The following is a 25,844-nucleotide window of genomic DNA, read 5'->3' on the forward strand; positions in this document are numbered from 1 at the left end:
TTAGAATCCGGAGTTCTTGGGTGCACGAGTGCCGTCGTGCGGGGTCGGCGTAACGTCCTCGATGCGACCAATCTCCAGGCCTGCTCGGGCGAGTGCGCGGATCGTCGCCTGCGCACCCGGACCGGGCGAAGTCTGGAGGTTGCCGCCGGGACCGCGGACCCGAACATCGACGCCTTCGACGCCACGGTCGAGGGCCTTCTCCGCAACGACCTCGGCCATCTGCATCGCCGCGTACGGCGACGCTTCGTCGCGGTTCTGCTTGACGACCGTCCCGCCGGAGCTCTTCGCGAGCGTCTCCGCGCCGGTCTGGTCGGTGATGGTGATGATCGTGTTGTTGAACGATGCGTGCACGTGGGCGATGCCCCAGATGTCTTCGGTGTCTTCGCTCATTCTTGGGCCTCCGCGCGCTCAGGATGGAGTTCGTCCGACAGCGAGCTGTGCTCGTCGAAGCCGACCGAGCTCTCGACGGCGGTTTCGACCGTCATGCCGGGTCGGGTGACGCGAGCGTCGTCCAGCACGATGTGTCCGTGGACGATGAACTGACGGGCCTGTTCGGGCGTGTTCGCGTAGCCCTTGCGGTAAACGACCGTCTGCAGGCGACGTTCCAGCACGTCGGTCACGTCGAGCGACAGCACGTCGTCGAGCTGGTCCTGCTCGTTGAGGATGCCGTAGCGCTTGAGCCGAGCGAGGAACTCCGCAGACTCAGTCTCGTGCTCGCCGGCGCTGCCCAGCAGCTTCCGGGCCTCACGGCGGTAGCCACGAAGCTCGGACTGTGCGCGCCAGAGCTCTTCTTTGTTCTTCAGGCCGTAGCGGCCGATGAGGTTGGCCTCGTCGGCGATGCGTTCGCCCTGGAAGGGATGATTCGGCGTCTCGTAGAACTTCGTGTTTGAACCAAGCGCCATTATTCGTCATCCTCCGCAGCGGCTTCCTCAGCCTGCTCTTCCTTGATCGCCTCGACGTTGACGCCGATGGTCCCCTCCGTTCGGCCGGTGGACTTGGTACGCTGTCCACGGACCTTCTGGCCGCGCTTGTGGCGGACACCGCGGTAGGAGTCGATCATCTTCATGCGGTTGATGTCCTGCCGGCGGGTAAGCTGGAGGTCGTTGCCGGTCTCGTGGGTGGTCTCACCGGTGAAGTAGTCCTTCTGGTGGTTGGTCATCCACTCGGGCACATCGTCGGCGAAGTTCTCGACACGGTCGACGACGCGCTCGATGACGTCGTCGTCGAGCTTGCCGAAGACAGCGCGCCGGTCGACGTCCGCCTTCTGGGCGATAATTCGGGCGGCCCGGTGGCCGATACCGTTCAGTTCTGTCAGTGCTCGCTCGACGGATTTCGTCCCGTCGAGGTCTGTCTGTCCGATACGGACGAAATAGCGGATGTCCTCCTCCTCTTCGGCATCCGCGTCCTCGCCCGCGTTGGGGTCTTCTGCACTCATATGTAGGTACTGATGGGTGAGCGTCGTGGCGGGGATTCGAACCCCGGAGGCTGTACGCCACAGAGTTAGCAACCCTGCGCCTTGGGCCAGGCTTGGCTACCACGACACGCGTTCTATGACACTCGCGCCCGCAGCACGCGGACTCGGGGGCCGGTCCCCCTACACGAGTCTATTCGATTCTATTCCGGGGTTGTATTTAAACGCAACGAAGGGGGCCGGGCGCGTCATTGTAAGGCATACCCACTGAGGCATGGAGTAACAGGCCTCAGGTCGTTGGTGGGGCCGGCACAATACACTCGTCACTGGGACCACATGTCAACGTATGCGCCGGCATATCACCGACGGTGGCGGTGGCATCGACCCGACCGACCGAACGGCGGTTCGCGGCCAGCTGGAACGGTTCGCGGGACCGAACGCCGTGACCGAGGCGGACGACGGGACGCTCCGGGCCGACTTCGGCGGCCGCACACACGTCACAGTGGCCCCCGACGGCGCGATAGACACCGGCATGCCGCTACACTCCTTTGCCGGGACGCCGGAGCGGCTCGTGTTCGACCACGACAGCGGTGAGCTACGCGCCGAACTTGACGACGGCAGCATCTACGTGTTTCGACGGCCTTGAGTCCGAGACGGCTGCTGTACCGATTTTTGTATTTGATCTCATGCGCTTGCGCACGCGAGAGCTACGATAACTGGAGCCAGCACATCTCGATGCCGCCAATTCGGTTACTGCCGTGTCCGGCGGTGTCACAATCCTTATCGCACCTCCAGAGCCTAACCCTGTGCATGAATACAGATGACGTACGCGAGCGCCTGCAAGCGGTCGAGGACCCGGATCTTGGCGACGATATCGTCTCGCTCGGGCTGATCAACAGCATCGACGTGACTGACGACGAGGTCAGCATCGACCTGGCGCTCGGTGCGCCGTATTCGCCGACGGAGACGAGCATCGCGAACGAGGTCCGCGAGGCGCTGGGTGACATGGACCGCGAGATCGACCTCTCGGCGAGTGTCGACCGCGGCGTCCCGGAAGCGGAGGACCCGCTCCCGAAGGTCAAAAACGTCATCGCGGTCGCCTCGGGCAAGGGCGGCGTCGGCAAGTCCACCGTCGCGGTGAACCTCGCTGCCGGCCTCTCACGGCTCGGTGCCCGTGTGGGACTGTTCGACGCCGACGTGTACGGGCCGAACGTCCCACGGATGCTCGATGCTGACGAACAGCCGCAAGCGACAGAGGACGAAGAGATAATTCCCGTCGAGAAACACGGGATGCGGCTGATGAGCATGGACTTCCTCGTGGGCAAGGACGACCCGGTCATCTTCCGCGGCCCGATGGTCGACAACGTCCTCACGCAACTGTGGGACGACGTGCTCTGGGGCGAACTCGACTACATGGTCGTGGACCTGCCGCCGGGGACCGGCGACACGCAGCTGACGATGCTCCAGCAGGTGCCCGTCTCCGGGGCTGTCATCGTCACCACGCCGGAGGAAGTCGCCCTCGACGACGCCCGGAAGGGACTCCGGATGTTCGGTCGCCACGAAACCCCCGTGCTGGGCATCGTCGAGAACATGTCGTCGTTCGTCTGTCCGGACTGTGGTGGCACGCACGACATCTTCGGCAGCGGTGGCGGCCGCGAGTTCGCCGACGAAACGGAGATGCCGTTCCTTGGCGAGATCCCGCTTGACCCCGAAGTCAGGGAGGGCGGAGCCACCGGCGAGCCGCTCGTGCTCGACGAGGACAGCGACGTCGGCGAGTCGTTCCGCGACATCGCTGCCCGCACCGCGAACATGCAGGGCATCATCCACCGGAAGCGCCAGAGCGACAGCCAGCGCGCCCAGCCCGAACAGTAGCGGGCAGTGGCTGGAGGGAGCAGCAGCTCAGATGCCGCGGGAGACAGAGAGAAAGAACCGAGTTACGCTTCGACCGGGTTGTTCATCTTCCGGGTCACGTAGCCTGCGATGCGGTTGCGGACACCCTTGGACTCGATGTTGGTCAGTTCCTCGACGACGTCTTTGTTGTGTTCGAAGTCTGCACCGAAGGCGTCAGGGTATCGCTCCATGAGGAGCGTCCCGGTCTTCTTGACGTAGGCGGGTTTGATTGCCATGCGCGCTACTTGCTTGGTCGCACTCAAAAAGGGTTCGGAACGGACCACGCACGCGAATGTTTATCAGTAGGGGGGCGACGACCCGCAACCGTGCGCTGATCGTCGCCGTGGCAGGTCCCGCAAGAGTGCGACACAGCCTGTCTCGGACCGTTGTGTGTCGCCTGCATGCCCCAAATTCCGTTCGGAGTCCCCTACCAGTCAGCGTCGACTAGGTCGCGGACGCGCTCGAAGGCCGCGCGCTCGCGCTCACCACCGGCTGTTTCGACCACGGACTCGAAGTACGCGAGACGATCCAGCAGCGTCTCTCGGTCGTAGCTCGGTACATCCAGCCGTGAGGCCGCGACGGTCGCCTCGACGACGGCGGCGTGGCCGCGGTTCGTCGTCGGGACGACACGGCGCTCAACAGCGCTGTCGACGGGGTGCAACGCCCACTCGACCCACTGTGTGTCGCCCTCCGTCCCGAAGTCACGCTGTTCGATATTAACCTGTACCCAGGCGTCCGCGCTGTCGAGGACGGGGTCGTCCTCCTCGCGGACCGACAGCGCCGCCTCGGCGAAGTCAACCGGATCGCGTGTGAACTGAACGTAGCCACACTCTCGCTCCCGGAAGTTCCGCCAAGTCCGGGTTCGGCCCCACGTCGTCGCCGTGGCTGGCCCATCGCCATCTGGTGCATGAACGCCCAGCGCAGCCACGTTCCAGCGCTCGTTCGGGCCCAGTGTTGTGACGACTGTCTCGGAGACGCCAGCGAGCGTGACGGGCCACTCCGTCCCAGAGCCACCGGTGTCCATGCTACCATCCTCAGTGGAGTCCCCCGTCACACGTCGAGCCCCCGTTCCAGCGCGACGAACAGCGAACCCGCAACGAGGTCGGCAGTCGTTCCGGGATTGATGTCACGCCTGACGAACTCCTCGGCGAGATCGGTTGCGTCTCCGTCGCCGTCGAGAACAGCCTGTGCCCGCTCTTGGACCTCCTCGGCGGTTTCGCGGTCCTGACGCGTGACGACGAACGTGTCCGGTTCCGCCGCGAGCAGTTCGAGGAAGACCTCGGACGCGCGGTTGGCGACCGGACCAGACCTGTCCAGTAGCCACTCGCTAGCCTCGAAGACGCGCTCGAAGCCGGAGACCCACTCCGCGGCCACGCCGTCGATATCGGCACTGGACTCCATCACGTCGAACAGCGCCATATCGCGCGCCCGGAGTTCGGGAACCGCATCGCTTCCACGGCGAACGTCGAGCGGTTCCAGCCCGTCTGGCGGGTCGTCGACAGCCACATCGACGTGCTCGAACGCGCGGTAGAACGCCGCCGCATCCTCGACGGTCGTCTCACGGACCACAGCGTCCGCGCCGGACGGTGACAGTCGCCCGTCAGCGGCCGTGGCCACTAACGGTGTGAGCACCAGCAGCGCCCCGAATTGTGTATTCCCACCCGATTGGCCTGCCATTCCTTCGACGGCTGTCTCGAACGCGGGGCCGATGGAGTCGCCCGCGGCGGCCTGGTCTAGTCCCGAACGCGCCCCCACAGCGCCGGCCATGAAGTGCTCGAACCGGAGGTCGTCGTACTCTCGCTCGCGGTCGACGTTACCCGGTTTCGGCGTGCCGGAGACCTCCAGTAACAGTGCCAGCTGGGCGTTCTGTGCAACAGACCGCCCGGTCACGGTGACACCTCCGACGTGAACCACTCCGCTGTCGTTTGTTGGACTTCGCCGAGTAGCTCCGGCCTGTCGCTCGCACGACCGACGCTGACGGCGTCAGCACCATACGAGAGGTACTCTCGTGTGGTCGCCGTCCCGCGAACGCCGTTGTTCGCCACGACGAACAGGTCGGTGGCGTCGGCCACGTCGGCGATGACCGGTTCCGTGTCCATTGCATCGACGTGGAACATGTCACCGCCGGCATCTTCGATAGTCTGTGCAACGCCTGGGAGCGAAACGCCATCGAGTTCGGCACGCCCCTTCACCGAGACTGTCGCCCCTGTCGACGCTGCTGCTTCCACGAACGCCGCCAGTCGGTCCGGTTCCCGGAGCAGCGACTCGCCGGCACCGGCGGCGCACATCTCGTCTTGCCGGCAGTGGGCATTGATTTCGACGATTGCCCCGTGGCGCTGACAGACGGCAGCGGCACGCGACACAGGATCAAGTGTCGCGCTCCGGACGTTGAACGCCGGACGCAGCGGTGCGTCTGCGAGCGCAGCCAACTGGTCGTCGACGAACGCGATCGGCTCGTCCGGCAGGAACTCGGAGCGGTCGCGGTCCGTCATCGCTCGGGCGGCCTCGCGGGTCCGGTCATCGAGCGCGATACCGCCGAGGACCGCACACCCGACGTGGGATTCGACCGCGCGGGCCCACGAAGCGTCGGCCTCCCCGCTCAGACTTGCGAGGGCGACGCGCGGCTCGAACATCAGGCCACCTCCGAAAGAGCAGTCTCGACCGTGCGGTTCACCCGCTCGGCGTCGGCCGCGTCGTTGAGGGTCGTGTCAGTTCGGACGGCCGGTACGTCAAGCGGCGTCGAATCGTCGTCGTCAAGTACGAACGCGTCAGCGAAGGGGTAGGCCTCGGCCACACCGGCGGTGCTTGGCTCAAGTCCAACGCCGGCCATCAGGTCAGCCGCCGGCCCCGAGAACACTGTGTCTTCGATGAACGGCGAGACGGCGACCACCGTTGTCTCGTGCAGTGCCTGTTCGATGTCGTCGATAGCGAGCATTGGCCCGAGCGAAGTCACAGGGTTCGACGGACCAATGACCACAGTATCGTCGAGTGCAGTCAGGACTGCGTCGGTTGCGCTGGCCGTCTCAGAGCCTCGGAACTCCACGTCTTCGACCAAGGGTTCTCCGTTGTGTCCTACCCACCACTCCTGAAAGTGCATTGGGCCGTTCGGGGTGTGAATGATAGACGCGACAGGGTCGTCGCTCATCGGTAACAGCGTCCGCTCCAGCTCGAACGCGTCCGCAAGCGTCCGCGTCGCGTCTGTCAGTGAGCACCCTTCGTCAAGCAGCGAGGTGCGCGTGACGTGGACTGCGCGGTCCCGATCGCCGATGTGCATGAACTCTGCGACACCGGAGAACCGTCGCCAGCGGGCGATGTCTCGGCCCGCAGTCTGTGCGTCATCAGGGAGGTATCGTGGGCCACCGTCGAGCCCGGCGGCGTCGGCCAGCCGCGTCAGTTCAGTGTGTGTCTCGGCGGTGTCGTCGGCGATCCCCCACCACGTCTTTCGGTCGAGGACCTCACCGTCAAGAAACAGGACGGTATCGAGGTCCGGACAGACGAGGTGCCCCCCCAGTTCGATATCGTCACCGGTGTTGGCGACGACAGTCGTCGCCGTCGGCGAAAACACGTCGTCGGCACCGGCGAGGAGCTTCGGCGTTCCCGTCCCGCCGGCAAGAAACGTCACCATGTCTCGACGTAGGGGGAACTGACAGTATAAACGTGGTCACTGAAACCGGATAGGGCCGAAATGTGATCTCGCAGAGACCGACTTCTATTCGGAGAATCACAGCTGAGAACTGGGAGGGTAGAGTGAAGGGGGTCGGTAGGATAGGCAGGATAACGGGTGCTATGCCCATCGTGAATCCACACCGCTTCGCGCCTGCAACCTCCAACGAAGAGTACGTCTACGGCTCCTGTGCGCCCGGCTGGCATACGGCCGCCACGCAGCAGGACGCTATCGATGATTGGATCGAACACATGCAGGCACACGACATCGAGCGGATTTGCTGTCTGCTTCCCGGCCAACAGCTCGACGACGCTGGGGCTAACCTCCGGCGCTATCGGGAGGCCTTCGGAGCGTCATCAGTCCGCCACGTACCGGTTCCCGACCACCGACTTATCCCCCGAGACCGCCTTCACGACGAGATCCTGCCGTTTCTGGTTGACGCCTGCGAGTCAGAGGAGCGAGTCGTCGTTCACTGTCTGGCCGGCATCGGCCGGACCGGACAGGTGCTCGCCGCATGGCTGGTGTATCATTACGACTACGGCCCCGACCGCGCCATCGAGACCGTGCAGGAGATGGGTCGTGACCCCAGAGACGCTATCGAAGCGGGGAACGCGACTGCGGCGGAACTGTCCGACCTGCTGTCGTCGGTCGCGCGCCTATAGAAAAGTTCGGTCGGCGCTCAGTCTGTCCGTGGGAGCAACCGCGCACCGATCACAAAGCCGACGACAGCGCAGGCGGTGAGAACGGCAAGCGGGCCGAGCGCATCACCAGTGCCGGTCGTCGCCGCACGGACGCCACGCGAGAAGTATGTCAGCGGCGAGAGCCACGTCGGCAGCCACGCAGGCAGGAGAGTCTGTGGGACGAACGTCTCCGAGAGGAAGAGCAGCGGAAGTGCAAGGCCGTTGCTCGCTGCGATGACGCCGTCCTGTGAGTCCGCGAGGCTCCCCAACATCGCCCCGACGGCACAGAACAGCGCGACGCCGAGGCCGACAAAGGGGAGTAACAGGCCGGACGGTCGGATGGTCGCGCCGGTGAGCCACACCATCAGGCCTAGAATCAGGAGACCGGCGATACCGATGATGACGACGTTGACGAGCGTCTGTGCCAGCAGCCACTCGGTCCGGGTCAGTGGCGTCGTCGCCAGCTTCTCGAAGCGGTTGCCGTCCCGATGTCGCGCCACCTCGCTCCCGACGCGCGAAAGCGGGGTAAACAGGACGACGACGGCCAGATACCCCGGCGCGTAGAAGCTCGGCGGCTCGGTGAACAGCCCGCCGCCGCCCGGCTGGGTCTGGACCAGCACGCCGAAGATAACGACGATGATGACCGGGAAGAAGAACGTGAAGAAGACGGCCGTCCGTCGCCGGAGGAAGGCCAGCGACGCCGCGCGCGTCTCTGCCGTGAGTCGCCCCAACCGGCTCATTGTGCACCACCTGCGACCGGCTCCGTCTGCTGCGGTTCACCGCGCTGGCCGACGGCCGTCCCGGTGAGTTCGAGGTACACGTCCTCCAAGTCCGGCTGTTTCCAGGTCAGACTGTCGTACTCGATGCCCGCCTGCCCCAGTTGCTCAGTGATGTTGCCGATAGACTCCGGGCGGATGCCGTAGACGACCAGCCGGCCGTTCCGGATCGCTGTCTCCGCCGGGTAGTCGATGGCTGAGACGGCAGCGTCGCCGAAGGAGCCATCGACGATGAGCTGGCTGTCGCCACCGTGCTCGGCCACGAGCTGCTCCGGCGAGTCGAGTGCGATGAGCGTCCCGTCTGCGAGGAGGCCAACGCGGTCCGCGAGCCGCTGGGCCTCCTCCATGTAGTGGGTCGTGACGAGTATCGTCACGCCGCGGTCGGCGAGTCCCTCCAACAGTCGCCAGAGGTCACGCCGACCGGCCGGATCGATACCGGTCGTCGGCTCGTCCAGTACGAGCAGATCCGGGTCGTTGATGAGCGCCGTCGCGACGCAGGTCCGTCGCTGCTGCCCGCCCGAGAGATTCTCGTATGTGGTGCTCGCGGTGTCGGCCAGACCGACATCGTCGAGGACGGCCTCGACATCGCGGGTATCGTCGTACAGGCCGGCGTAGTATTCGAGCAGTTCCCGCGCCGTCAGTCGCTCGTGGGGCGAAAACGACTGTGGCAACAGCCCGATTCGGTCGCGGGCGACCGTTCTGGGCGACTGGCCGAACAGCTGTACCTCGCCAGTCGCGTCCGTCGTTCCGGTCAACGCTCGTACCAGCGTGGTCTTGCCAGCCCCGTTGGGACCGACCAGCGCGAGCACTTCTCCAGCGGTCGCCGTCAGCGACACGCCGTCAAGTGCGACCGTCTCGCCGTAGCGCCGCCCGACATCCGACGCGACCAGTACCTCGTCCATGCGCCCTCGTCCGGTCGGGTGGCCGAAAGCAGTTCCGTTCTCGCGCGACTATCGGCTACACGTTGCGGCCACACTCAAGACAGACAGCGGGGAGCCACGGCTTGTCCGTGACGACTGGGTTCGTCTCTTCACAGTGGTCACAGAACTCGGTTTTCGTCGCCATTTGCCGAAGATGTCACAGCAAAACAATAAATAGTTTGTTGTGAGGTGTAGCGTCACACACGAATGGCAGCTTCACCGCAGGGGTCCGCTGACAGTACACTGTGACTTGCTACATAACGTGTGATCTGATCTCACGCACGATGGCGTCCACGTCGAACTCGTCGCCAGCCTCGGCTTTGTCGTAGACGGTCTCGTCGTCGACACTAATTCTGAACACGCCGTGGTCGCCCATGACCAGTCGGACGCTGTCGAGTTCACGCTCAAGTCCGGATAAAATCGCTTGCTGGACGTTTACTGCTCGCTCGCGGAATCCACATGGAACACAGTATTCGATTTCGACGGTGCTCATACCGGTCTTCAGGTCCGTTGGCCTGAAAGCTCTATGATCGGTCGATCAGTGTTCGGAGCCGACCAACGAGTGTCACGTCGAAACGGTGGACGCCGTACAGCAGTCCGACCGAGGTGACGAACACCATCGTCGAGAGCCCATACGACTGGGACAGGGCCGCCTGCGACAGCGTTGCCCCGACGCCCACGAACCCACCCAGTATCGACGCAATGATCGGGAGGACACAGGAGACACACGAAAAGAGGCCGACGATACCGCCTACCGCGCCGCCGCTCGCGTCGACGGCAGTCACGAACACCAGATACGAGAGCGCCAGATAGCCGGCGATCTTCCAGGGGATGAGCACTACGCTGAGGGTCGCACCGCTGAACACGACCGTCGGCGAGAACCCGGGCGGGGCCTGCGTGACCAATCGGAGACCAGTTCCCTGGCCACCCGTGCCGTACACACCGCCAACGTACCCCAGTACGAGCAGATAGCCGAGAGCGATAACCGCACTGCCGATTGTCCGACGACGGTCGGTCAGTTCCGGCCGCACTCGCAGAAACACGAGACCGGCGATGTTGAGCCAGATGAACGGGAACACCAGCAGGAATGGGTCCGTCGCGGGTTGGGCCGTGTTGAGGACGTAGCCCAGAACGAGGATGAACTCCGCGTTCAACACGGCTGCCCAGGTCACCAGCGAGCGCGTGTCCGGGACTGCATCTCTGAGAGTCGCTGTCGTGGTGCTCATAGTGCCAGTGCGTCGACGACGATGGCGATCAGGACCGCCCCGAGGTAGGCGTTCGACGCGTGGAACGCCCGGAACGCCGCCGCTTCGGTCTGCTCGCGGTGGAGCAGGATGACGGCCCAGAGGAACACCGCACCCAGCAACACCGACGTGACGGCGTACAGCCAGCCAAGCGGCGTGAGCACACCCAGAACACCTGCTGAGATGAGCGTCGCCCCGAGATAGTAGACGATGTGCTTGCGCGTCTCCGTCTCGCCGCGGACAACCGGCATCATCGGGAAGCCGCCCGCCTCGTAGTCGTCCTTGTACGCGAGCGCGAGGTTGTAGAAGTGCGCTGGCGTCCAAAGGAAGATGACCACGGCGAGGACGACGCCCGGAAGACCGACCGACCCGTCAGCGGCGACCCAGCCGATAAGCGCCGGCAGTGCGCCGGCGGCTCCGCCGATGACAGTGTTCTGGACGGTGTTGGGCTTCAACACGAGCGTGTAGATGACGCTGTAGAACACAATCGCAGTCAGCCCGAGGACCGCTACGAGCGCGTTCACCTGCCAGAACAGCCACAGTGACGCAAGCGACAGGAGCAGGCCGAAAGCCAGCGCGTTCCGGACCGGGATCTGGTGGGTTGCGATGGGACGGTCCGAGGTCCGGTCCATGCGCTTGTCGATGTCGCGTTCGAGGACGTGGTTGAACGTCCCCGACGCGCCGATAGAGAGGACGCCGCCCCCGAGCGTGAGCAACACCGTCCGAACAGTGAGCGTCTGCCCGGCGGCGAGTGCCATTCCGGCCGCAGCGACCAGACACAAGAGCCACATCAGCCGGGGCTTCATCAGGCGGAAGTACGCGGATGCGGTCCCGATGAGCCGTTCGCGGAGAGAGAGTGTGGTGGTCCGGCCACCGATTTCGTCTCCGGTCGGTTCCGGCGCGGGCGTCGGGTTCTTCACTGGAGTCTCGTCATCACTGCCCGTCTCAGCTTCGAGGTGCCACGCGAGAGCCAGCACGAACGAGCCGAAGATGCCCATTCCTAGAGCGAGGTGGGCACCGGGGAGTGCCGTCTCGGTGCTCGTCGCGACGACGGCGCCGAGCGCTATCTGGACCGGGTACAGCGCGGTGCCAAGGAGGATAGCTGCCTTGACACGGCCGCGGCAGCCGGATCGGAGCCCGATAAGGGCCACAGCCACAACGAGGAGTCCGACGGCGGCTGCGACGAGTCGATGTCCCCAGGCGACTAATAGGGCCGTGTTCGTTACGTCGACCGGTCCGTCACACAGCGGCCATGTAGTACAGGCTGCCGCCGCATCCGTAAGCGTCGTTGTCGCGCCGGCGAGAACTAGCAAGTACACGCCGACGGCGGTCGCGGCGAGCAGCCCGGTGAAGGTCCGGCTCTCTGCCATTATTGTATCCTTCGATGCTGGCCACTTAGACCTCGCGATTCCGCTGTCTCTGTCCGGAGCCGCTCCGCTGCCCTATCGCTGCAAATCGGGGGCCTGCGGCGAAGACAGCAGTTATTTATCCCCGAAATCCTAAGCCGCATCCATGACCCGGAAACGCGCCGGTCTGGTCGCTCTGTTCGGTGCTGCGTTGCTCGCGCTCGCCGCCGAGCCGGCCGCCGCCGCACAGATTCAGGACTCGACGACGGATAGCCTCATCTGGGGGCTGAACATGAACCTCCTGTACGTGGCGATCCCGATTACGGTCCTCGTCGAAGGGATTCTGATCTACACCGTCTGGCGATTCCGTAATCAGGAAGAGGCGCTTCCGACGCAGGAGAACCGCCGACTCGAAGTCACTTGGACCATCGCGACGGCGATCATTCTTCTGTTCGTCGGCGTCACCTCCTACCAGGTGATGGCGAGCCCGTACGTCACCGCCGAGGCCGGTGACCAAGCCGCACTGCAGGAACAGGACACTGAACTCATCACCGTCGAAGCCCAGCGGTACGGCTGGACGTTCTACTACAACGAGTCGAGCTGGGACGGTGAAGCGGAAGTGACCACCACGACGGACCTGAAGATACCGGCCAATCAGGACGTATCCTTGCGGGTTACGTCGAAGGACTGGCTACACGCGTTCCACGTGCCTGGACTTGGACTGAAATCAGACGCGTTCCCCGGCCAGTACAACCGCCTCCGGACCAACGCAGATAACACTGGCACCTATCAGCTCTACTGTGCTGAATACTGTGGCTCTGGACACTCACAGATGCTCGGGACCGTTGAGGTCGTCCCGCAGGACGAATACGAGGATTGGCTGGCAGAGCAGAAGAGCGGTGGCGACTCCGAAAGCAGCGGCGAGTAACGCGTAACTGAGCGGCTTTTTCCGTCCGAGAACTGACCGAACTGCGGACCATTCCACCCGTCCAGCAGACCATGTATTTCGGTGCGGTGACTGGGAGTCAGACCAAGTCGAGTAAGAGAGCCAAAGCGGCCCGCCAGTCCGTTACTGAACAATCTATCTGTCAGTTACTTCGCCGTCTGAACCGACTGTCAGATCCACGCTCTGGTGGCCGTAACCGTATCACTGAATTCCTGCTTGCCGTCGACAGAGAGCACAATTCGACAGGTCTGAGTGCCCGTATCGCGGTTAATCTGGACTGATCCCCCCGGTGGAATTGAAACTTCTTTGTCCTGGCATGTGGCTAGTAGGACAACAGTACCCGAGAACGCACCAACGACTTGGACTTCTACGAGCTTTGACCCATCACACATCGATGGCCAACACTCCGGTGTCGATACCGTGGAAGGCGACGTCCCGGTTTCAGTGGCGGTTTTGCCCGGCGTTTCTGTCGCCTCCGGTGCTGGGGAGTTACTTTCGGTTGTGCCATTACCATCCCACTCGGCGCAACCGGAGAGAGGTATGGAAAGTGCTGAGAGTGAGAGGAGTTGTCGGCGATTCATAATAAGTGGTGAAATGGTATATCTAAGTGTTTTGTGAGCGGTATGACGGCTGTACCCGGCTTAGCCACAGGAGATAGTATTAGTGGAGTTCCGTTGATTGATCGAGTTCTGCCACCAGTGGTTTCCAAACGGGTCGCCACAGAGAGTAGCGAGGTACCGACGGCACTGTTCGCTTGGGGAAATGTAGAACTTAGACAGAGGTGTCAGTGGCAGCACACAGCGCTCACAAACGACCCGGCTGTCAGTGTCTCGGTACGCCCGTCCAGCCGTTAGCCGCAGATGTTGGCAGTCGCGTACACGTTGCCGGTATCGGTTATCTCCACGCCGATGCCGACGAGATTGGCGTTGCGGAGCGTAAGTCGTTCGCGGTAGTCCGGCCACGTCATCCAGTCATCCACAATCTTTCTGGCGACTTCCTTGTCGGTGGCGTGGAATCGCTCCTCGCCGCCCTCCTCATATGTTTGTCCGGCGACTGTCTTCCCAACCGCTTCGAATCGATTTCGGCCCGGCTGCTCGATGTACTCGCCCTCTGCAGAGTCGAACGTACACCGGTCGTAGAGGCCGGTGTCTTCGTACCGGTCTTTACTGGAGACGCCGTCGATCTTGTGGATCGCATTCCCTTCGATGGCCATCTGCTCGCTGTGGTTCTTTGCCATCTCGTTGAGGTCTTCTTCTGTCCGAAGTCCCGATTCGAACGGCGGGACATCTGCGGCCTCGCGTTCCTCATTGAGGAACTGCCGGACGTATTTCGAGACGTTCTGTTCGTTGAACTCCCGTGCCGGGATCGACTCCTGCCGTGGAGTTGCTGTCTCGGTCACTGTTCCATTTGGTTCCGCCGCTGGTGTTGGCGTCGTACTGTTACCGGCTGTTGCCGTCGCCGTTGAACTACCGCCATTACCGCCGCCGCCGTCGTCGCTCTGTGAATCAGCTGTCTGTGTCGACGTATCCGCTGTCCCGCCCGCGAACTGTGCTCCGATAAGGACTCCCGTCCCTAAAACTACGAGGAGCACCACGGCGGCGATAGCGAGTAACCCTTTCTTTACCATATGCCACGGATAGATTACAGAGGTATGTAAGCTTGATTCTTCATATATTTAGTCTAATTATCATTTCATCTCCTATCGACGGTGACGATAACCCATATATGCCACGGGCGGCCACTCCCGGTATGGTCGAGAACGTTATCTGGCCGGTGGCACTCGACGCCAACCACTCGCGCAGCGACGGGCGTCGCGTGTCACTTAACCTGGCCGTCGAAGAGCCGACTGTCGACGAGATCGCCAAGGCCGTCCAGCAGGTCGGTTACGACGCAGTCATCGAACGGGACAAGACGTATCCACGCGAGTACGAGGCCCGCGGGCGGGTCGTCGTCAAGGACGCGGACGATGCGACCAAAAGCGACCTGCTCGGGGCCGTGGCGGCCTATATGCAGGCGCTCCGTGAATGAAACGCATCGGCACTGTCTCGCGGGTCGCACAGGGACTGGCCGTCGTTCGGGCGCCCGACGACGAGTACGCGGCTGTGGGGACCGACGTGGTCGACGAGGAACTCCAGACGGTTGGCTCCGTCGTCGACGTGTTCGGTCCGGTCGAGCGCCCGTACCTCGCAGTCTCGCCGAACGACAGCGTGCATCTCCCGGTGCTGGTCGGCACGGTCCTGTACGCGCGGTAACAGTCCTCCGAACCGCTGGCGCCTATCCACCTCTGCTTCGTAACGCTCAAACCGGTTCCTGCAGCACGTGTGTGCATGGAGCGACGGTGGCGAATCCTCGGCGGGTGTGGCCTCATCGCTGGTATCTTCCTGTTCGTCCAGCTCGGCGCGCTGGCGCTAGTCCAGCCCTTCGAATCGGCTGGCTACCAGGCCGTCGAGGACCCGTCTGACCCCACGAACAGCCTCATGTACATCGGGGCGATTCTGGTCGCGACGGCGGTTATGTTGCTTGCCTTCCGCTACGACGTGGATCAGCTCATTCGCGGGCTCATCGTCTTCTCAGCGGCCTGGCTCTCTCTGTACGTGTTTCAGGTGCTGGTGCCGCCGGTGTTCACGTTCGCCGGCCTCAACGTCGTCGCCGTCCTGTTAGCGCTGGGTCTGGGAACGGCGCTGCTGATCTATCCGGAGTGGTACGTTATCGACAGCGCCGGTGCCGTGATGGGGGCTGCCGCCGCCGGCCTGTTCGGTATCAGTTTCGGGGTGTTGCCAGCGCTCGTCCTGTTGACAGTCCTCGCCGTGTACGATGCGATCAGCGTCTACGGGACTGAGCACATGCTCACGCTGGCTTCGGGCGTCATGGACCTCAAGGTCCCTGTCGTCCTCGTGATCCCGATGACGCTGTCGTACTCCTATCTCGACGCAACGGCGCCGGACCCGACGGCGGAAGACGAGACGAGCGACGGTCCCCCAGCAGCGGACGACGCGACCGAGGAGCCGGTGACCACAGAATCCGGAACCGACGCGGACGGTCCGACAGTTGCGGATGGGAGCCAGCCGGCGGAACGTCCCGACGAAGCGACAGAGACTGGCAAAGCAGACGAAAGTGCTGACGTTCACGCCGACCCGCTAGAGCGCGATGCGCTGTTTATCGGTCTCGGTGACGCCATCATCCCGTCGATACTCGTCGCCAGCGCTGCGTTCTTCGCCTCGTCGGACGTACTGTCGGTATTCGGCGTCCCGTTGCCGGCGCTGACCGCGATGATCGGGTCCTACGTCGGTCTGACAGTACTACTGTGGATGGTGCTGAAAGGGCGCGCACACGCGGGACTCCCGCTATTGAACGGTGGAACTATCGCCGGCTACATCGTCGGCGCGCTCGCCGCCGGTATCAGTCTGATCGACGCCCTCGGTCTCGGACCGTACCTCTAATCGGCGTTCCAGCGACCGTTACCGCCCAGTCAGGGCTTTGCTCGCGGGCGCGAAATCGATCTCCTCACCGCGGCCCTCGGCCTTCGCCCGCTCATACAGCATGTGGCCCGCAGCGACGGTTTCGATGGCCGTGCCGCCCGAATCAAACACGGTGACCTCTTCGGGAGACTGCCGCCCGGGTGCGTTGCCGGCGACGATATCACCTAGCTCGGCGTGGACGTGGTCCTCGTCGATGACGCCCGCATCGAGGGCGTTGATGAACGACCCGGCGTCCTGTGTCACCCGCTCGCGCAGGTCCGGAACGTACGTTGCGCGTTCGATTGTCGTTGCGTCCAGTTCGTTCTTCTCGGGGTGGTACTGGCCCATCGCAGTCACGTGGGTTCCCGGTTCGAGTAGGTCGCCGTCGAACACCGGTTCGCTCGCACTGGTAGCCGTGATAACGACATCGGAGCCTTCGATTGCTGCGGACGGGGACGCGACGGCAGCCACTGTCGGGTCCAGTGCATCGTTCATCTCCGCGGCAAAGGACTCCCGGCTACCGGCCGTCGGGGAGTACACTTCGATGCGATCGAAATCACGGACTGTCGCCGTCGCACGGACCTGGCCGCGAGCCTGTGCACCGCTGCCGATCACTGCGAGGTCGCTGGCGTCACGGCGGGCCAGTGCGTCGACACCGACCGCCCCGGCCGCGCCGGTCTTGTGCGGGTTCATGCTCGCACCGTCGAGGACAGCGAGCGGGTCGCCGCTGTCGGAGTCGAATATCGGGAGCGTGAAGTGTGCGTCTTGCCCGCTGAAACCGGCCGCGTAGGTGTACCCGCCCATCGCACCGGTGTCGGGAAGAATCGCGAGATAGCCCGTCAACATGCCGGCGGGCTCGTCCGAGAACAGCGTTGTTCTGGGCGTCGCCGGGGCACCCTCGCCACGCTGGCGATACCCCTCTCTGACGGCGTCGACGTACTCGGTGGGTTCAGCGAGGTCGGCGACCTCGTCACTCTGCAAGAACAGCGCTGTCGCATCTGTCGTCATACTCCGTCGTTTGGGCGAGCGACTCTTATACTGCCCGGCAGTGCCAATCTGTTCGACCCGGGACCGGTCACTGGATATCTATCGAAAATACGAAAGTAGACGGGTGGGACAGCGCTCAGTCCGCAGTCTGTAGCGGGTCCGACTGCGCGCCCTGCTGAGTCGACGCGTCGTTCGGAACCGGGTCGACGGGGGCACGGACGAACATCGCATGGCCGATGAGACCGACTGTTACGACAGAAGCCATCGGAATCGCCGTCGTCAGTTCGAAGCCGGCAACGAACAGAGTTGCGGTGATGCCGGCCATGGCGAGCGGAATGAGTCCGAGAATGATGTCGTAATAACCCGTCATAAGTATGAATTATTCTACGGTGGAGGGGTATATGAATGTTTCCCTAAAATACGGCATAATACACGTAATGGCCCCTGCAAATTTATTTGGTAGCCGCTGAGTAACAACTTCATAAGTTATGAGTTGGATACGGGGAAAAGATTAATATACTCTTGTCCTTGTGACCATCTCACAATATAAGGACGGGGACGGCCTGCTATCGCTGGCCCGCGGTCACAGGCAGACTGTACTATCTCCCCATAAAGATGAAATCAAGTGGCTATAAATCGGCATATCGGAACCACTGCAACCACTCTCCGCTCCTCGGGATAGGACCCACCAAAACAGTCGTTTTCAGAATTTGAGAACTAGATTAGAGGATACGTGGTGTCGTAAGGGGGGCTATTTTCTCCGGTGATAACTGGGTCCATGTCCTTATTACGTACGCCAGAATACGTTGAACCGGAGAAAAACGGAACACCGATTCCAAACGAGACAATGAGCACGAACGCAACGGACAACACGACGGACGCCGCGACCGACGATCAAGAACGACGATACGCCGAGCTGAACATCGGAGACGAAGAGTTCGTAATTTACGACCGGGAGAACCATCAGGCATGGATTCAGTCGACAGAGTCGCTCGAAGTCGCCGACCTGCGATAGTCCGTCATCGACACCCCAGTTCTACTACGGGCCGCCTATTTTACGATTGTAACTGCACTGCGCCAGAGCAACAACAGCGTCCCACCAACGAACACCGAGACGAGTGCGAACGTCAGCGCCGCACTACCAGGGAACACCGCCGTTGACCGGAGCCCCTGCGCGATCCCGACCGCTAGTACCCACCCCACGATAGTGCGGCCGAGAGCCGCTCGAATCGTCGCGGTCGCGCCGGCGGTGTACAGTCCCCCAAGTCCCGCGACGAGGAGCCAGCCGACGTAAAAGGGCGTCAGCGTCCCGGCGAACCGACCCGGATTGAGTATCGGATTGATACCGTGGGTCAGCTCGCCAACGCCAACGAACACGGCAATCGCCAGCAGGTCGCCGACAGCGAGCAGTGCCGTCCGAGTGGACAGTTCGATACGACCGTTCCCCACCGTCGAGACGCTCATACAGGCAGTTTCGGCTCCGGGCACTTCGCTCTCCCGGATTCAACGACGACGGCGGTTGGTGTGATAAAACAGGGACCAGTACTGATTACAGTGGGCGGCCCGTCCAGTTGGACTATGGAGTTCACGCTGCTCGGCTGGCCCGAGAACGGGCATCGGCTCCGGCTGGACCACGAGCAGTTCGCGTATGCGGGCAAGTTCGTGATGACCTCGACCGGAAAGGCTGTCGTCGGGGACGATGGGGTCGTAGCCGCGGCCGCGTTCGATGCCGACCGGACAGATGCAGATACCCTCTGTGTCCGGTACATCACCGTTCGGCAGGACCGGCAGGGCGACCGGCTCGGTGCCCGTCTTCTCCGGTTCGTCCGGGAACGGGCCACGGATCGGGGCTTCGAGCGCGTGTCCATCGGCGTCAACAATCCGTTTTCGTATCAGGCCGCCTATCGGGCCGGGTTCTGTTTCAGCGGCGCGGAGTCGGGGATGGCCGAACTCGATCTCGTCTGGCCGGGCGACCGTAGCACCGAGCGGTATCAGGACGGGCTGGACCTGTTTCGAGAGCGCGACCTCTCGCCCGAAGAGGAGTCGTTTCTCGCGACGAAGGCCGACGCCGACCCGCCATCAGTCCTCGACGACTGGGCCGAACAGCCGTCCCCACGGACCGACTGAGTCGCCCGACCGGCACCGACTGCGCCATCACGGAGTAATACGTCGTCTCCGAGAGATTCAAACCGCTGTCGGCCAAAGGCCTGCCAATGGGAAACGCTGATTTACGGTCGCTCGCGGCCCTGTCGGACGTGTCGTTCGACGACCTCGGCGGGAGTGTCGTTGCCGTTGACGCCCACAACTGGCTCTATCGCTATCTGACGACGACGGTGAAGTTCACCAGTGAGTCGAAATACACCACCAGCGACGGCGAGGAGGTGGCGAACCTCATCGGCGTCGTGCAGGGCTTGCCGAAGTTCTTCGAGCACGACCTCACGCCGGTGTTCGTCTTCGACGGCGCGGTCACGGACCTCAAAGACGACGAGGTCGAGAAGCGGCGGGAGCAACGCGAGAAATACGAATCCGAGCTGGAGGCGGCCCGGGAAGCGGGCGACAGCACCCGCGTCGCCAAGCTTGACTCACGCACGCAGCGGCTGACCGACACTATCGTCGACACGACGCGGGACCTGCTGGAACTGCTCGACGTCCCTATCGTCGACGCCCCGGCAGAAGGCGAGGGGCAGGCGTCGGTGATGGCCCGGCGGGGCGACGTAGACTACGTCGGAACTGAAGACTACGACGCGCTCCTGTTCGGTGCGCCGATGACGCTCCGGCAGATCACGTCGAAGGGTGACCCCGAGCTGATGGACTTTGCGGCCACGCTTGAACGACACGACCTCTCCTGGGAGCAACTGGTCGACGCGGCGATTCTGATGGGGACGGACTTCAACGAGGGTATCTCCGGTATCGGCCCCAAAACAGCCGTCAAAGATCTCCACGAGCATGGCGACCTCTACGCGGTGCTTGAGGCCCGTGGGGAGCACATCGACCACGCCGACCGCATCCGGGACCTGTTTCTCGACCCCGCAGTGACTGACGACTACGAGATTCCGGACAGCATCGAGCCGGATATCGATGCCGCCCGAGCGTTCGTCACCGAGCAGTGGGAGGTCGACGCTGACGAGGTCGCTCGCGGGTTCGAACGTATTGATGACTCGGTTGTCCAGACCGGACTCGACCGCTGGGCGTGACAGCAGACGCTCACGAGCGACCAACAGCAGAATAAGGACGGCCACGACGGTTTCAGTTCAGACGACTGATTCGACCGTTTCGATCTCGTCGAGCGTGCGGTTCCGGATGGCCTCTCCGCTGGCCGTATCGAAGAGGTGGATGGCGTTTTCGGGGAATCGAACCTTGACGCGCTGGCCGGATTTGAGCTGTTTCATCCCGCCGACCGTCGCGATGAACTGATCATCCATCGACTCGTCGAACTGCAGGTGGGCCGTGTTCTCGTTCCCGCGTGGCTCGACAACGTGGACAGTCGAATCGAACACGTTCGAACCCGTATCGCTCTGGACGAACTCGATGTCTTCGGGTCTGATGCCGAGGGTAATGTCGGTCGTCCCCTCGACAGCGGCGACCGTCTCGTCGCTGAGTTCGTACTCGAACCACTCGCCCTTGAGCGTCGACCCCTCCAGCGTCGTCGGGAAGAAGTTCATCGACGGCTCGCCGATGAAGCCGGCGACGAAGAGGTTGTTCGGCTCGTGGTAACACTCGAGCGGCGTCGCACATTGCTGGAGGACGCCGTCGTTGAGGATTGCGATGCGGTCGGACATCGTCATCGCCTCCGTCTGGTCGTGGGTGACGTACACCGTCGTCACATCGAGATCCTGCTGGAGTTCCTGGAGTTCGGTCCGCATCTCGGCTTTGAGCTTCGCGTCCAGGTTCGCCAGCGGCTCGTCCATCAGGAACACTTCGGGGTCTCGAACGATAGCACGACCGAGCGCCACGCGCTGTTGCTGGCCGCCGGAGAGTTCGCCGGGTTTGCGGTCGATGAGCTCGAAAATGCCCATGTCCTTGCAGGCCTTCTCGACACGCTCGTTGATCTCGTCGTCGGGCATGTCCGTCGACTCCTCCAGCCCGAACGCCATGTTCTCCCGCACAGTCATGTGTGGATACAGGGCGTAGGACTGGAACACCATGGCCACGTTTCGGCGGGCCGGCGGCTGGTCGTTGATGATCTGGCCGTCCAGCCTGATTTCCCCGCGCGTGATATCTTCGAGCCCGGCAATCATCCGCAGCGTCGTCGATTTCCCACAGCCCGATGGGCCGACGACACAGAGGAACTCGCCGTCCTCGATGTCGACCGATACCTCGTCGACCGCGATGATTTCGCCGTCGTCGTCTTGGAACGTCTTCGTTACCTCGTCCAGTGTGAGTTGTGCCATTGTGAATACCTCCGTGATTACTCTCCAGCGACGCCTTTCGCGAACTGTTCGCCGAACACGATGTAGACGAGCAGCGTCGGAAGTGCTGCGACGATGGCCCCTGCCATCGTGGTGTTAAACGACTGGACGACCCCACCAGTGAGCGCCGCGAGGCGCTGGGTCGCCACCTGCGAACCCGGTTCGTTGACGAGTACGAGCGCGAACAGCAGGTCGTTGTACACCTGCGTGAACTGGTAGATGAGCGTCACCGCGAACATCGGCAGCGACAGCGGAAGGATGATGTTGCGGTAGATGCTGAACGCGCTCGCGCCGTCGAGGCGAGCAGCCTCGATCATCTCGTCGGAGATGCTCTGATAGTACGACCGGAACAGCAGCGTACAGATCGGAATCCCGTACGCGGCGTGGGTGACCGAGAGCTGCAGCAACTGTACGTACCCGTTACGGCTCGGATACTGCCAGTTGCCGCCCGTGATGAGACCGAAGACAGTGTTGATGAACCCTTCAAGCAGCCCCGGAAGCACCCGGAACCAGAACTGTGACAGCGGGACCAGCACGGCCTGATAGGGGATGAAGATGCCCGCGATAATGAGGACGACCACGCCGACCTGGCCGCGCCAGCTAATTGTCGTCAGTCCGTACGCGGTCAGGCTCCCGAGCAGCGCCGACATGATCGTCGCCGGAATCGCCATCAGTAGCGAGTTCACCAGTCCCGGTCGGAGTGTGTTCCAAGCGGTGGCAAGTGCGTCGAGCGTGAAGCCGTCAGCGCCCGGCGGCGCGAACGGGAGCGTCCTAGCGAACGCGCTCTCGGTCTTGAACATCGTCATCACGGCGGTCTCCACCGGGAAGAGATAGAAGACGATGCCCGCCAGCAGGAGGGCATACAGGCCGATACGGCTGTTCTCTGTACTGCGGAGTTTGTCGATGAAATTCCCGTCGCTGATACTCATAGTTCACCCCGTCGGTATTCGCTGTAAAGGTACGGCCCGATGACCAGCAGTGCGAGGGCAAACAGCACGATAGCGACGGCTGACCCGTACGCCCACTGGGTGCTGTCGAACGCGACCCGATACATCATCGTCGCCAAGATGTCCATGTTCGACCCCGGCTGTGAGCCACGAAGCGCGTAGATGAAGTCGAACGCCTTCAGCGCGAACACCATCAGCACCACCGACGCCGACACCGCAGAGGCGCGGAGTTGTGGGATGATGACCCGCGCGTACATGCGAACCGTCGAAGCGCCGTCGACCCGCGCAGCCTCGTAGTGCTCGGTTGGAATCGCTCGGAGGCCGGCGAGGAAGACCACCATCGCGTAGCCGCTGAACTGCCAGATGAGTGCGAAAATGACCGCTGCCAGTGCGGTCGTGTTCCAGGAGAGCCACTGAATGACCTCGGCGTTGACCCCGGCCGGCCGGAGCAGTCCCACGATGGCCCCTTCGAGGTTGAACAGTCGGAAGAATTGGTTGAGTACGCCGTTGCGGGCGTTGTACACCCACGCCCACATCGTCGCCGTGACGACAAACGAGAGGCTCATCGGGAGCAGGTAGATGGTCCGGAACGTGTTCTCGAAGCGTATCTGCTGATCGATGAGGATGGCCACGAACAGGCCAAGCGCCAGGCAGAGAACGGTGAACACGACGAGTAACACCACCGTGTTCTGTGCCGCCTGCCAGAACGCCCCATCGTTCAGCATGCGAGTGTACATGCTGAAATCGAGGTTCTCGTACTGCGCACCACCCAGGCCGCTGTAGTCGGTCAGCGACAGGAGGAAGTTCCAGGCGATAGCGCCGTAGACAAAAAAGCCCGCAAACAGGACTGGCGGCAGCCAGAACGGGGCGGATTCGATGAGTTCCCACTCGACCGGCAGTGAGTTCCGGAGCGAGTCCCGCCGGGTCGTCTTCACCGTCGCCCCGCCGTCTGTTGCCAGTTGGTCGCCGTCCGATTCGTCTCTCGATACCGCCGACCGGAGCCTACCCCCGGTGGCGAGGAGTCTACTGAGTATCTCGCGCATGGTTGGTCAGTGTTCGCCGACGTGAGTTCGCCGTCCATCGTCCCGACGGATGTGTCGTCAGTCACATAGGCTCGCCAGCCAGCACGCGTGGAGACCACGCGACTTCTCCAGCCTGTCGCACCAACACAGGCTGGCAGACGGCGTGGGAACGCCAGGTGACGGGTGTGCCATCCCGTCGTCGTGCCGAGCGGGCGAGCGGTTGCAACGCGGCGGGTACACCGGCTGCGATCGATTGCGAGGTGTCACGTCCGTCGGTGTCCCATCGGGCCCCGACAGCCGACGACGGCAGCAACACACCACCGTCACCGGGTATTGTGGGGGCATTGGTCATGAACGTCGCTGTGGCGTCGAACTCATGGTAAGTGGAGAGAGATTCTACTTAATATTTCCGAATGATAATACACGTTTATCCAAGTCCTGAGTTCTGAGCCCCACGGTCTCCGCCATCCGATTGAGGACTCGTGGTGCCCCGTGAGTGACTGTCCCGGCGGTTACAGGGCTGTGCCGAGTGGTGTCCCGACTCGTACCGGTGGGTTTTACGACCGGGCGGTCCACCCCCCGGACGTATGACCGACGAGTACCGGACAGAGCAGGACAGCCTCGGTGAGATGCAGGTGCCAGCCGACGCGTACTGGGGCGCACAGACACAGCGCGCCGTCGAGAACTTCCCGATCAGCGACGTGACCTTCGGGCGACGGTTCGTCCGAGCGCTCGGCGTCGTCAAGAAAGCGGCCGCGCAGGCGAACCGCGACCTCGGAACGATCCCGGCGGACAAGGCGGACTGTATCGTCGAGGCCGCCGACGAGGTCATCGCTGGCGAACACGACGACCAGTTCCCCGTCGACGTGTTCCAGACCGGGTCAGGCACGTCGTCGAACATGAACGCCAACGAGGTCATTTCCAACCGCGCTACGGAGCTGTACGGCGGGGAAATCGGGACCCGCGAGATCCACCCGAACGACCACGTCAACTTCGGCCAGTCCAGCAACGACGTGATTCCGACGGCGATGCACGTCGCCTCTCTCGAAGCGGTCGAGAAAGACGTGATTCCGGGCCTGAAGACGCTGCGTGACGAGCTCGAAGCGAAAGAAGACGAGTTCGACAACGTCGTCAAGACCGGACGAACCCACCTGCAGGACGCGACGCCGGTGACGCTGGGCCAGGAGTTCTCCGGCTACCGAACGCAGGTCGAGAAGGGCATCTCCCGCGTTCAGGACGTTCACGGTCGCCTCGCCGAACTCGCACTTGGCGGAACTGCGGTCGGGACTGGCCTGAACACTCATCCCGAGTTCCCGGCGAAAGCGGCAGAGTACATCAGCGAGGAGACCGACCTCAACTTCCGCGAGGCGGACAACCACTTCGAGGCGCAGGCCGCCCACGACGCGATGTCGGAAGCCCACGGCGCGCTCCGGACGGTCGCCGGCTCACTGAATAAGATCGCCAACGACCTCCGCTTGCTCGCGTCCGGGCCCCGCAACGGCCTCGGCGAGATCGACCAGCCGGAGAACCAGCCCGGCTCCTCGATCATGCCCGGGAAGATCAATCCTGTCGTCGCCGAAGCGGTCAATCAGGTCCACAAGCAGGTCGTCGGTAACGACGCCGCCATCTCGGCTGGTGCCGCAGAGGGACAGATCGACCTGAACCTCTACAAGCCCGTGCTGGCTTCGAACTTCCTGCAGTCGGCCAAGCTCATCGCCAACAGCAGCGCGGTGTTCGGCGAGAAGTTCGTCGCCAAGCTCGAAGCCGACGCCGACCACTGCGCAGAGCGCGTCGAACAGAGCATGGCGCTGGCGACGGCGCTCAACCCCGCCATCGGCTACGACAAGGCGAGCAAGGTAGCGAAAAAGGCGCTCGCCGAGGAGAAGACCATCCGCGAAGTCGTCCTCGAAGAGGGCTATCTCGACGAGGACGAGGTCGACGACGTGCTTGACCCCGAGAAGATGACGAAGCGTGGCATCCTGGGCGACGAGTAGCGAGAGGCCGAACAGAGTGAGGGCTCTCGTACCGGAACGGCACCGTGAGGTGCCGTGGAGGAGTAGCGAGGGGCGCGCGAAGCGCGGCCCTCGTTAGTGGAGCAAGGAACGGAGTGACCTGTGAGCAGCGAAAGACCGAACGGAGTGCGG

General features: G+C 63.0%; 31 protein-coding genes and 1 tRNA gene. 11 read left to right on the forward strand and 21 right to left on the reverse strand.

Annotation, left to right across the window (positions count from 1 at the left end):
• The 4 genes from C443_RS08565 to C443_RS08580 form a co-directional block, all read right to left on the reverse strand.
• On the reverse strand, nucleotides 1-390 hold the full coding sequence (locus C443_RS08565) for a 30S ribosomal protein S11 (RefSeq protein WP_005535604.1): 390 nt from the start codon (nucleotides 388-390) through the stop codon (nucleotides 1-3).
• Entirely contained in the window at nucleotides 387-902 is a 516-nt protein-coding gene (locus tag C443_RS08570) for a 30S ribosomal protein S4 (RefSeq protein ID WP_005535605.1), read from the reverse strand. Before C443_RS08570 ends, C443_RS08565 begins: the two co-directional genes overlap by 4 nt.
• Entirely contained in the window at nucleotides 902-1,435 is a 534-nt protein-coding gene (locus tag C443_RS08575; protein WP_005535607.1) for a 30S ribosomal protein S13, read from the reverse strand. The genes C443_RS08570 and C443_RS08575 overlap by 1 nt, the downstream gene beginning before the upstream one ends.
• 21 nt (nucleotides 1,436-1,456) lie before the next feature.
• A tRNA-Ser gene (locus C443_RS08580) sits at nucleotides 1,457-1,541 on the reverse strand.
• Between the two features lie 216 nt (nucleotides 1,542-1,757).
• Between C443_RS08580 and C443_RS08585 the strand changes: the two genes are divergently transcribed.
• Nucleotides 1,758-2,057, forward strand: coding sequence for a hypothetical protein (locus tag C443_RS08585; RefSeq protein WP_005535610.1), 300 nt, complete (start codon nucleotides 1,758-1,760; stop codon nucleotides 2,055-2,057).
• A 164-nt stretch (nucleotides 2,058-2,221) separates the two neighbouring features.
• Complete coding sequence (locus C443_RS08590; RefSeq protein WP_005535611.1) at nucleotides 2,222-3,283, forward strand: Mrp/NBP35 family ATP-binding protein; 1,062 nt, start codon at nucleotides 2,222-2,224, stop codon at nucleotides 3,281-3,283.
• A 62-nt stretch (nucleotides 3,284-3,345) separates the two neighbouring features.
• On the opposite strand, the gene C443_RS08595 is transcribed toward C443_RS08590, so the two are convergent.
• The 5 genes from C443_RS08595 to cofD all read right to left on the reverse strand — a co-directional run bounded on the left by C443_RS08595 (nucleotide 3,346) and on the right by cofD (nucleotide 6,926).
• Nucleotides 3,346-3,537: a 30S ribosomal protein S17e gene (locus C443_RS08595; protein WP_004516807.1), complete on the reverse strand. Its 192-nt coding sequence runs from the start codon at nucleotides 3,535-3,537 to the stop codon at nucleotides 3,346-3,348.
• A gap of 191 nt (nucleotides 3,538-3,728) precedes the next feature.
• On the reverse strand, nucleotides 3,729-4,325 hold the full coding sequence (locus C443_RS08600) for a DUF447 domain-containing protein (RefSeq protein WP_005535615.1): 597 nt from the start codon (nucleotides 4,323-4,325) through the stop codon (nucleotides 3,729-3,731).
• Nucleotides 4,326-4,351: 26 nt separating this feature from the next.
• The gene (locus tag C443_RS08605; protein WP_005535616.1) at nucleotides 4,352-5,215 is read right to left on the reverse strand and encodes a triphosphoribosyl-dephospho-CoA synthase; all 864 of its coding nucleotides are present in this window, start codon (nucleotides 5,213-5,215) and stop codon (nucleotides 4,352-4,354) included.
• Nucleotides 5,188-5,934, reverse strand: coding sequence for a tRNA-dihydrouridine synthase (locus C443_RS08610; RefSeq protein ID WP_005535617.1), 747 nt, complete (start codon nucleotides 5,932-5,934; stop codon nucleotides 5,188-5,190). The genes C443_RS08605 and C443_RS08610 overlap by 28 nt, the downstream gene beginning before the upstream one ends.
• Complete coding sequence (cofD, locus tag C443_RS08615; protein WP_005535618.1) at nucleotides 5,934-6,926, reverse strand: 2-phospho-L-lactate transferase; 993 nt, start codon at nucleotides 6,924-6,926, stop codon at nucleotides 5,934-5,936. The genes C443_RS08610 and cofD overlap by 1 nt, the downstream gene beginning before the upstream one ends.
• Nucleotides 6,927-7,087: 161 nt before the next feature.
• On the opposite strand from cofD, the gene C443_RS08620 reads away from it, so the two are divergent.
• Nucleotides 7,088-7,627 carry a protein-tyrosine phosphatase family protein gene (locus tag C443_RS08620; protein WP_005535619.1) on the forward strand — a complete coding sequence of 180 codons (540 nt, stop codon included), beginning with the start codon at nucleotides 7,088-7,090 and terminating at the stop codon, nucleotides 7,625-7,627.
• Nucleotides 7,628-7,644: 17 nt separating this feature from the next.
• On the opposite strand, the gene C443_RS08625 is transcribed toward C443_RS08620, so the two are convergent.
• From C443_RS08625 to cyoE, 5 genes are all read right to left on the reverse strand, one after another.
• On the reverse strand, nucleotides 7,645-8,385 hold the full coding sequence (locus C443_RS08625; protein ID WP_005535620.1) for an ABC transporter permease: 741 nt from the start codon (nucleotides 8,383-8,385) through the stop codon (nucleotides 7,645-7,647).
• Nucleotides 8,382-9,323 (reverse strand): ABC transporter ATP-binding protein, encoded by a 942-nt coding sequence (locus C443_RS08630; RefSeq protein WP_005535621.1) that lies wholly within the window; start codon nucleotides 9,321-9,323, stop codon nucleotides 8,382-8,384. The genes C443_RS08625 and C443_RS08630 overlap by 4 nt, the downstream gene beginning before the upstream one ends.
• Nucleotides 9,324-9,594: 271 nt before the next feature.
• Nucleotides 9,595-9,834: an Rdx family protein gene (locus C443_RS08635; protein WP_005535623.1), complete on the reverse strand. Its 240-nt coding sequence runs from the start codon at nucleotides 9,832-9,834 to the stop codon at nucleotides 9,595-9,597.
• A 31-nt stretch (nucleotides 9,835-9,865) separates the two neighbouring features.
• The gene (locus C443_RS08640; RefSeq protein WP_005535625.1) at nucleotides 9,866-10,567 is read right to left on the reverse strand and encodes a DUF7546 family protein; all 702 of its coding nucleotides are present in this window, start codon (nucleotides 10,565-10,567) and stop codon (nucleotides 9,866-9,868) included.
• Nucleotides 10,564-11,955: a heme o synthase gene (gene cyoE / locus C443_RS08645; protein WP_005535627.1), complete on the reverse strand. Its 1,392-nt coding sequence runs from the start codon at nucleotides 11,953-11,955 to the stop codon at nucleotides 10,564-10,566. The genes C443_RS08640 and cyoE overlap by 4 nt, the downstream gene beginning before the upstream one ends.
• A 142-nt stretch (nucleotides 11,956-12,097) precedes the next feature.
• On the opposite strand from cyoE, the gene coxB reads away from it, so the two are divergent.
• Nucleotides 12,098-12,859: a cytochrome c oxidase subunit II gene (coxB, locus tag C443_RS08650; RefSeq protein ID WP_005535629.1), complete on the forward strand. Its 762-nt coding sequence runs from the start codon at nucleotides 12,098-12,100 to the stop codon at nucleotides 12,857-12,859.
• An 868-nt stretch (nucleotides 12,860-13,727) separates the two neighbouring features.
• Here coxB and C443_RS08655 read toward each other — a convergent pair.
• A complete protein-coding gene (locus C443_RS08655; protein WP_005535631.1) occupies nucleotides 13,728-14,504 on the reverse strand; it encodes a CAP domain-containing protein in 777 nt (258 codons plus the stop codon).
• A gap of 122 nt (nucleotides 14,505-14,626) precedes the next feature.
• On the opposite strand from C443_RS08655, the gene srp19 reads away from it, so the two are divergent.
• The 3 genes from srp19 (at nucleotide 14,627) to C443_RS08670 (ending at nucleotide 16,317) form a co-directional block, all read left to right on the forward strand.
• Nucleotides 14,627-14,905, forward strand: a complete 279-nt coding sequence (gene srp19, locus C443_RS08660) for a signal recognition particle subunit SRP19 (protein ID WP_005535632.1) — start codon at nucleotides 14,627-14,629, stop codon at nucleotides 14,903-14,905.
• Nucleotides 14,902-15,129, forward strand: coding sequence for an H/ACA ribonucleoprotein complex subunit GAR1 (locus C443_RS08665; protein WP_005535634.1), 228 nt, complete (start codon nucleotides 14,902-14,904; stop codon nucleotides 15,127-15,129). The genes srp19 and C443_RS08665 overlap by 4 nt, the downstream gene beginning before the upstream one ends.
• A gap of 75 nt (nucleotides 15,130-15,204) precedes the next feature.
• The gene (locus tag C443_RS08670; protein WP_005535636.1) at nucleotides 15,205-16,317 is read left to right on the forward strand and encodes a presenilin family intramembrane aspartyl protease PSH; all 1,113 of its coding nucleotides are present in this window, start codon (nucleotides 15,205-15,207) and stop codon (nucleotides 16,315-16,317) included.
• Nucleotides 16,318-16,335: 18 nt separating this feature from the next.
• Here the strand turns inward: C443_RS08670 and C443_RS08675 are convergent, their stop codons facing one another.
• Nucleotides 16,336-17,343, reverse strand: a complete 1,008-nt coding sequence (locus tag C443_RS08675) for an ornithine cyclodeaminase family protein (RefSeq protein ID WP_005535637.1) — start codon at nucleotides 17,341-17,343, stop codon at nucleotides 16,336-16,338.
• 115 nt (nucleotides 17,344-17,458) lie between these two features.
• Nucleotides 17,459-17,692, reverse strand: coding sequence for a hypothetical protein (locus C443_RS08680; RefSeq protein WP_005535639.1), 234 nt, complete (start codon nucleotides 17,690-17,692; stop codon nucleotides 17,459-17,461).
• A 477-nt stretch (nucleotides 17,693-18,169) separates the two neighbouring features.
• Here C443_RS08680 and C443_RS21670 point away from each other — a divergent pair, with 477 nt between their 5' ends.
• The gene (locus C443_RS21670; RefSeq protein ID WP_004518770.1) at nucleotides 18,170-18,337 is read left to right on the forward strand and encodes a DUF7331 family protein; all 168 of its coding nucleotides are present in this window, start codon (nucleotides 18,170-18,172) and stop codon (nucleotides 18,335-18,337) included.
• A 35-nt stretch (nucleotides 18,338-18,372) separates the two neighbouring features.
• Here C443_RS21670 and C443_RS08690 read toward each other — a convergent pair whose 3' ends face one another.
• Nucleotides 18,373-18,786 (reverse strand): DUF3054 domain-containing protein, encoded by a 414-nt coding sequence (locus C443_RS08690; protein WP_005535645.1) that lies wholly within the window; start codon nucleotides 18,784-18,786, stop codon nucleotides 18,373-18,375.
• Nucleotides 18,787-18,900: 114 nt separating this feature from the next.
• Here C443_RS08690 and C443_RS08695 point away from each other — a divergent pair, with 114 nt between their 5' ends.
• Both C443_RS08695 and fen read left to right on the forward strand, forming a co-directional pair.
• On the forward strand, nucleotides 18,901-19,449 hold the full coding sequence (locus C443_RS08695; protein WP_005535646.1) for a GNAT family N-acetyltransferase: 549 nt from the start codon (nucleotides 18,901-18,903) through the stop codon (nucleotides 19,447-19,449).
• 86 nt (nucleotides 19,450-19,535) lie between these two features.
• The gene (fen, locus tag C443_RS08700) at nucleotides 19,536-20,516 is read left to right on the forward strand and encodes a flap endonuclease-1 (RefSeq protein ID WP_005535647.1); all 981 of its coding nucleotides are present in this window, start codon (nucleotides 19,536-19,538) and stop codon (nucleotides 20,514-20,516) included.
• A 57-nt stretch (nucleotides 20,517-20,573) separates the two neighbouring features.
• Here fen and C443_RS08705 read toward each other — a convergent pair whose 3' ends face one another.
• Genes C443_RS08705 through C443_RS08715 form a run of 3 tightly spaced genes read right to left on the reverse strand, consistent with a single transcriptional unit; the run spans nucleotide 20,574 to nucleotide 23,721 of the window.
• Nucleotides 20,574-21,713 (reverse strand): ABC transporter ATP-binding protein, encoded by a 1,140-nt coding sequence (locus C443_RS08705; RefSeq protein ID WP_005535648.1) that lies wholly within the window; start codon nucleotides 21,711-21,713, stop codon nucleotides 20,574-20,576.
• Nucleotides 21,714-21,730: 17 nt separating this feature from the next.
• The gene (locus tag C443_RS08710) at nucleotides 21,731-22,660 is read right to left on the reverse strand and encodes a carbohydrate ABC transporter permease (RefSeq protein ID WP_005535649.1); all 930 of its coding nucleotides are present in this window, start codon (nucleotides 22,658-22,660) and stop codon (nucleotides 21,731-21,733) included.
• Nucleotides 22,657-23,721 carry a carbohydrate ABC transporter permease gene (locus C443_RS08715; protein ID WP_005535650.1) on the reverse strand — a complete coding sequence of 355 codons (1,065 nt, stop codon included), beginning with the start codon at nucleotides 23,719-23,721 and terminating at the stop codon, nucleotides 22,657-22,659. The genes C443_RS08710 and C443_RS08715 overlap by 4 nt, the downstream gene beginning before the upstream one ends.
• Before the next feature lie 566 nt (nucleotides 23,722-24,287).
• Here C443_RS08715 and C443_RS08720 point away from each other — a divergent pair.
• Nucleotides 24,288-25,694 (forward strand): class II fumarate hydratase, encoded by a 1,407-nt coding sequence (locus tag C443_RS08720; protein ID WP_005535652.1) that lies wholly within the window; start codon nucleotides 24,288-24,290, stop codon nucleotides 25,692-25,694.
• The last annotated feature ends 150 nt before the right edge of the window (nucleotides 25,695-25,844 follow it).

It is taken from the genome of Haloarcula argentinensis DSM 12282 (assembly GCA_000336895.1).
In the GTDB taxonomy this organism is placed as follows: Archaea; Halobacteriota; Halobacteria; order Halobacteriales; family Haloarculaceae; genus Haloarcula; species Haloarcula argentinensis.